The sequence below is a fragment of the Microbacterium sp. genome (assembly GCF_051953575.1).
GTDB lineage: Bacteria > Actinomycetota > Actinomycetes > Actinomycetales > Microbacteriaceae > Microbacterium.
This window is the reverse complement of sequence record NZ_JBQCIP010000274.1, coordinates 1-5,971: the sequence shown is the minus strand read 5'-3', so window position 1 is coordinate 5,971 and position 5,971 is coordinate 1. Positions and strand designations below refer to the sequence as shown.

Sequence of the window (5,971 nt, the reverse complement as noted above, 5' to 3'; positions counted from 1 at the left end):
GTAGCAGGAGCGGGGCTTGAACCCGCGACCTCACGATTATGAGTCGTGCGCTCTCACCAACTGAGCTACCCTGCCGCACTCATCCGCGGTCGTGATGACGGATGCTGCGAGCCCCGAGTCAGGATTGAACTGACGACCCCTTCCTTACCATGGAAGTGCTCTGCCACTGAGCTATCGGGGCGTGCTGCCCGCAAGCAGGCAACTAGAAGAGGATACCAGAGCCGCGGCCCCCTTCCGAACCGAGTCAGCCGACGGTGTGCGTTCCGTCGGTGTACTCCTGCAGCCACGGCCACGGGTCGATCGGCGTGGTGCCGTTCTTCCAGATCTCGAAGTGCGTGTGTGCACCGAACGAGCGGCCGGTGTTGCCCGTGCGACCGATGACGGTGCCCACGGTGACGTGCTGACCAGCGACCACCTTGAGCGACCCGTACTGCATGTGCGCGTAGTGGCTAGACACCAGCTGGCCGTCGACGATGTGGTCGATCACGACGTGGACGCCGTAGGCGCCGCCCGACTCCGACGCGATGCGGACGGTGCCGTCGGCGATCGCCTGCACCGGAGCTCCGGCGCCCGGCGTGAAGTCGATGCCCTCGTGCATACGACCCGAGCGCATCCCGAACCCGTACGACATCGTCACACCGACCGCGAAGGGCCACTGGATGTTCGAGTTGCGGTCGTTGTGGAACAGGTTCGAGAAGTTCCGGATGCCGGCCTCGGAGGCCAGCTGGGCGGTCGTGGTCGTCGCGTAGTTCTCGGTGCGGTCGAGCGGGTCGCTCTGGGCGTCACCCGGGGCGACGTACGCCTGGATCTCGGATGCGTCGATGTCGCCCGCCACATCGCCGGGCGCGATCACCGACAGCGAGGCCTCGGTGCCCTTGACGGCAGCCACGGCCTCGACCGGCGTCGTCATGCCGACGGCGATCAGCCCGACGACGCCGAACACGCCGATCGAGAAGGACGTGGTCGCGACACGCCGGAAAGCCGAGCCGCGGCGTGTCTGCACGCGACGAGGTGCTGCGTGTGCCGCGGGAGCCTCCGGCTCTTCCACGGCGGCGGCGGGGCGCTGCGTTGGCGTCTCGCCAGTGAACGAGAACAGCCGCGCGGCTGCCTCGAACTCGTCGACGCCGGGAGCTGCAGCGGCGGGGATCGGGCCCGTGAGCGGCTCGACGCGCTCCGTGCGAGGCCGCTCGGCACGCGGGCGCGCGGGGGCCGGCTGAGGCTCGGGAGTGGATGCGACGGGCTCCGCCGCACGCACCGGCTCGGCCGCACGCACAGGCTCCGCCGCACGCACAGGCTCCGGTCGCGGCGCCGCCTGCTGCGGTGCGACAGGCTCGACCACCGCGGGAACCGGCTCGACGACAGCGGGCACCGGGGCGGGGGCTGCGGCGACCTCGGCGGCCATCAGCTTCGCGATCGTCTCGGCCATCCACGTCTGCGCGGCAGGCGTCGGCTCGGCAACAGCAGGGTCGACGGCGGCGGCGGGCTCGACGGCGGGAGCGAGCACGGTGTCACGCAGCGGCGCAGGCTCTTCGCGCGAGATCGTCTGGGCCTCGAAGGCACCTGAGGAACTCGCCGACTCCTGAGGCGCGACCGGCGCGGTGGCCGCGGCCGTGACGACGGGCTGCTCGCCGGTCGAGCTGCGGCGGGCGCGCCGGCTGAGCTGCTCGGTCGCTGGTGCGGTGGATGCCGCAGGCGCGGCCGTCAAGCGCGCACGCGCGGTGGGCGCCGCGGGCTCGACGACGGGCGTCGGCATGACCGAGGGCGTAGAGGCGGCCGGGAGCGTCTGAGAGGACGCTCCGCTCGGCGCCTGCGTGGCGGGCGAAGAGTGCGCGGGGACGGCTCGCTTGGTTTCCGGGGCGCGGCCCCAGACGACGGCCGGCCGTTCCTGGCCGGTGCCCGTCGCCTGACGTCGCGCACTCGCACGGCCTGCTCCCGGCGTCTCCGGCGTCGCCTGCACAGGCGTCGCGGCGGTACGGCTGGAACGGCGCGTGGGCGCAGGGTCAGCCTGAGGAGCGTCAAAAGGCAAAGCGGCGGGGGGCTCTCGGGTCGTGCCGCGAGGGGGGCGCGGCAAGGCGGTCGTTCGGGCTATGACCACCTTCGCCGTTCGGGCGGCGAAGGTAACGATCGGGTAAACGCTACAACAGCCGCCCTGGGAATGCCATGTACAGCTCGGATTTTGGCCGTTTCGCTTCGTGAGGTTTCGATGAGACGCGCGATCAGCGCAGTCCTGCGGCTTCGGCGAGCCGATCGAACAGCGCCGGGCCGGCGGCGACGACGAGTGGTGCGCGCGACGAGCCGTCCGGCTGGTTGCGGCCGTAGCGTCCGCCGGCCTCGGCGACCAGCAGCGAGCCGGCGGCGAGGTCCCAGGGTGCGAGCCCGCGCTCGAAGTAGCCGTCGAGCCGCCCAGCGGCGACGTATGCATGATCGAGCGCCGCCGATCCGCCGCGGCGCAGGTCGCGGGCCAGCAGCGGCATGACGTGCGCGATCAGTTCGAGGTCGGCGGGGCGTGTCGCCGGGTCGTACCCGAACCCGGTGGCCAGCAGGGCCCCGGCCGGGCCCACCTCGGCGGTGACCGCCAGGCGCGTATCGCCGAGCCAGGCGCCCTCGCCGCGTGCAGCGCGGAACATCTCACCCGAGACGGGGGCGAAGACCGCACCGGCCTGAGCCTCCCACTGCTCGGGGGTCGGCTCGCCGGTCACCGCCGCGATGCTGACGGCGTAGTGCGGGATGCCGTACGCGTAGTTGACCGTGCCGTCGATGGGATCGACCACCCAGGTGATCCCCGACGTCCCGCGCTCGGCGCCGCTCTCTTCGCCGAGGAAGCCGTCGTCGGGACGCTCGGCGGCGAGCCTCGTCCGGATCAGCTCCTCGACCTCACGATCGGCCTCCGTGACGATGTCGGCCAGCGCGGACTTCGTCGCCGCGATGGCGACACCCGCCTCCCGGCGTACACGGGCGAGGCGGCCCGCATCCTGGGCGATGTCGACGGCGAGGGCTTCGAGGTCTGAGGCGAGGGTCATGCGTCCACGCTATGCGTCCTCACCCTTCCCCGGGTCACGGGTGCTGCGGCGGCAGCGGAGGCGGCGGCGGGTAGCCCTCGTATCCCGACGGCGCGGCAGGGGCCTGCGGGGCGGCGGGGGCCTGCGGCGCGGCGGGCGACTCGGGTGCGGCGGACGCCGGGGCCGCTTCGACCTGGGGCTGCTGGGGCGCGAACACGTGCGCACCCGGGGTCGGGTACCCGGTGTAGTAGGCGTTCCAGTCGGGCGAGCCGTCGGGCAGCATCGGCAGGGGGGTCACGGCGTCGACGTAGGTGGGCCACGGCAGCAGCTCGTGGTGGGCGACCTGCTGGCCGCCGTACGCGGGGATATGAGCGCGCGGCTGCTTCGGGGCGAAGAGCACGTTCACGAGGGGCACGAGGGCCGTTCCGACCGCAGCGAGGATCGCGACGGCCACGACGATGCGCCAGTACAGGTCCGCGAGGTTGAGCCACTCGCCGAACGCCAAGGGGATGATCAGGAGCGCGGCGAGCGCGACGACGAGCGCGATCGTGGCGATCGTGACGACGCGCGTGAAGGTCGTCTCGTACCGGTGGTACGCCTTCAGGAACAGCCGCACGTGCAGCAGCACGAGCTGCAGGATGAGGACGATCAGCAGGAACTGGATGAACCGCGAGAATCCGAGCCACGCGTATCGGGTCGGGATCCAGATCATGATGGCGCCCAGCAGCAGCGAGATGATCCAGGTGCCGAGGCTCGCCAGGGCGTACCACGCGGGCCGCGACGGGGCGAGGTGCGCGTCGAGGATCGCGACCCCGGCGAACGCGACGAGCAGCAGGATCGTGAGGAACGCCCGGCCGACGATGCCGCTCTGCGAGCCGACGAGCACCCACACGACGCACACGAGCGCGGCGGCGATGAGGGCGCCGATCGCGACCCAGATGGCGGCGCGCAGCAGCGGCGAGATGGAGTGCTCCGAGCGGGCGGGCTGAGCCGGGGAGTACGGAGCCGTCGCATACGGATCGGGCGCGGTCATGGCGTTCCTCTCGTGGCGCGGGCGGACCCCGCATGCCCATCCTGACACGCCCGCCCGCGGCGTGCAGATGACGTGTTCCGCCGAGCCCCCGCTCGGTCGGGAATCCGTGCGCGGCTAGCATGAGCCGATGCACAGCGCATCGTCGCGCGACGTCGATGTCGCGATCGTGGGCGGCGGCCACAACGGCCTCGTCGCTGCCGCGTACCTCGCCCGCGCCGGCCACCGCGTCATGGTGCTCGAGCGGCTGCCGCACGTCGGCGGCGCGGCCGTGTCGGAGCGCCCGTGGGCCGGCGTGGACGCGCGCGTGTCGCGCTATTCGTACCTCGTGAGCCTGCTCCCCCGTCGCATCGTCGACGACCTGGGGCTCGACGTCCGGCTGCTCCGCCGCCCCGTCTCGTCGTACACGCCCGACCCGTCGTCCCCCGACCGCGGGCTGCTGGTCGACACCGGCGATGCCCGCGCCACCGCCGCCTCGTTCGCGCGCGCGACGGGCGACGACGGCGAGACCGCGCGGTTCGCGGGGTTCTACGAGCGGCTCGCTCCGTTCGCCCGCGCGGTCTTCCCCTCGATGACGGAGCGCCTGCCCCGTGCCGCCGCGGTGCGCGCGGCGGTCGGCGACGACGCGCTCTGGACGGCGATCGTGGAACAGCCGCTCGGGGCGCACATCCGGGCGTCGCTGCGCTCGGACCTCGCCCGCGGCGTCGTGCTGACCGACGCGCTCATCGGCACGTTCGCCGCCGCCGACGAGGCATCCCTCCGGCAGAACCGCTGCTTCCTGTACCACGTGGTCGGCGGCGGCACCGGGAACTGGGACGTCCCGGTGGGCGGCATGGGCCGCGTCTCGGGGGCGCTCCGCGACGCGGCGGTGCGCGCCGGGGCCGAGCTCGTGACCGACGCTCAGGTCACCGCGATCAGCCCCGACGGCGACGTCGTGGTGGGCGACGGCGAACGGGTGGTCCGCGCACGGCTCGTGCTGAGCGGCGTCGGCGAGGCGGTGCTGGCCGGATTGCTGGATGCCGGCGGCGCAGGCGCCGGCGATGACCGGCACGCCGCGCCCGAGGGCGCCCAGCTGAAGGTCAACATGCTGCTCTCGCGGCTGCCGCGGCTGCGTGATGCCTCGGTCGACCCCGCGACGGCGTTCGCGGGCACGTTCCACATCAACGAGACGATGACCCAGCTCGATCGGGCGCACGCGGATGCCTCCGCCGGCCGCATCCCGGCGCCCCTGCCTGCCGAGGTCTACTGCCATTCGCTCACCGACCCGTCGATCCTCGGCGACGAGCTGCGTGCCTCGGGGGCGCAGACGCTGACGCTGTTCGGGCTTCACACGCCGCATCGGCTCCTCACGGGGAGCGACCCCGAAGCACGTCGCGCCGACCTTCTCGCCGCCGCAGAGGCGAGTCTCGACGCCGTACTCGCCGAGCCCATCCGCGACGTTCTGCACCGCACCCCCGACGGACAGCCGTGCATCGAGGCGCGGACCACGCTCGACCTCGAACACTCGCTCGGCATGGCCGGGGGCGACATCTTCCACGGCGGCCTGGACTGGCCGTGGGCCGACGAGCACGACCCGCTCGACTCCCCTGCCCGCGCGTGGGGCGTCGCGACCGCGCACGAGCGCATCCTGATGTGCGGATCGAGCGCCCGGCGCGGCGGCGCCGTGAGCGGGATCGGCGGCCACAACGCAGCCATGGCCGCCCTCGAGCTGCTGGCCCGCTGACCGCCCCGGCCCCCGAAACCACGAAACGCCCCACGAGGGGGCGTTCACGTTGGTGGCGAGTGAGGGATTCGAACCCCCGAAGTCTAAGACGGCTGATTTACAGTCAGATCCCTTTGGCCGCTTGGGTAACTCGCCAGGTGCGCACCCGCCCGGCTTTTCCAGTCGATCGGAGGCGCGATCCACCATCTTACGCGTAGATGCGCGAGGTCAGAAATCGAG

At 72.5% G+C, this 5,971-nt stretch carries 4 protein-coding genes and 3 tRNA genes; 1 reads left to right on the top strand and 6 read right to left on the bottom strand.

Features of this window, described 5'->3' with window-relative positions; all coding sequences use genetic code 11:
- Position 1: 1 nt before the first annotated feature.
- The 5 genes from ACTHNQ_RS17140 to ACTHNQ_RS17120 form a co-directional block, all read right to left on the bottom strand.
- Positions 2-75: transfer RNA gene (locus ACTHNQ_RS17140), tRNA-Met, on the bottom strand.
- Between the two features lie 34 nt (positions 76-109).
- A tRNA-Thr gene (locus ACTHNQ_RS17135) sits at positions 110-181 on the bottom strand.
- A gap of 63 nt (positions 182-244) precedes the next feature.
- A complete protein-coding gene (locus ACTHNQ_RS17130) occupies positions 245-1,753 on the bottom strand; it encodes a peptidoglycan DD-metalloendopeptidase family protein (RefSeq protein ID WP_440335160.1) in 1,509 nt (502 codons plus the stop codon).
- A 463-nt stretch (positions 1,754-2,216) separates the two neighbouring features.
- Entirely contained in the window at positions 2,217-3,020 is an 804-nt protein-coding gene (locus ACTHNQ_RS17125; protein ID WP_440335159.1) for an inositol monophosphatase family protein, read from the bottom strand.
- Positions 3,021-3,054: 34 nt separating this feature from the next.
- On the bottom strand, positions 3,055-4,032 hold the full coding sequence (locus ACTHNQ_RS17120; protein WP_440335158.1) for a hypothetical protein: 978 nt from the start codon (positions 4,030-4,032) through the stop codon (positions 3,055-3,057).
- A 127-nt stretch (positions 4,033-4,159) separates the two neighbouring features.
- Between ACTHNQ_RS17120 and ACTHNQ_RS17115 the strand changes: the two genes are divergently transcribed.
- Complete coding sequence (locus ACTHNQ_RS17115; RefSeq protein ID WP_440335157.1) at positions 4,160-5,752, top strand: phytoene desaturase family protein; 1,593 nt, start codon at positions 4,160-4,162, stop codon at positions 5,750-5,752.
- A gap of 50 nt (positions 5,753-5,802) precedes the next feature.
- Here ACTHNQ_RS17115 and ACTHNQ_RS17110 read toward each other — a convergent pair.
- A tRNA-Tyr gene (locus tag ACTHNQ_RS17110) sits at positions 5,803-5,887 on the bottom strand.
- Positions 5,888-5,971: the final 84 nt, after the last annotated feature.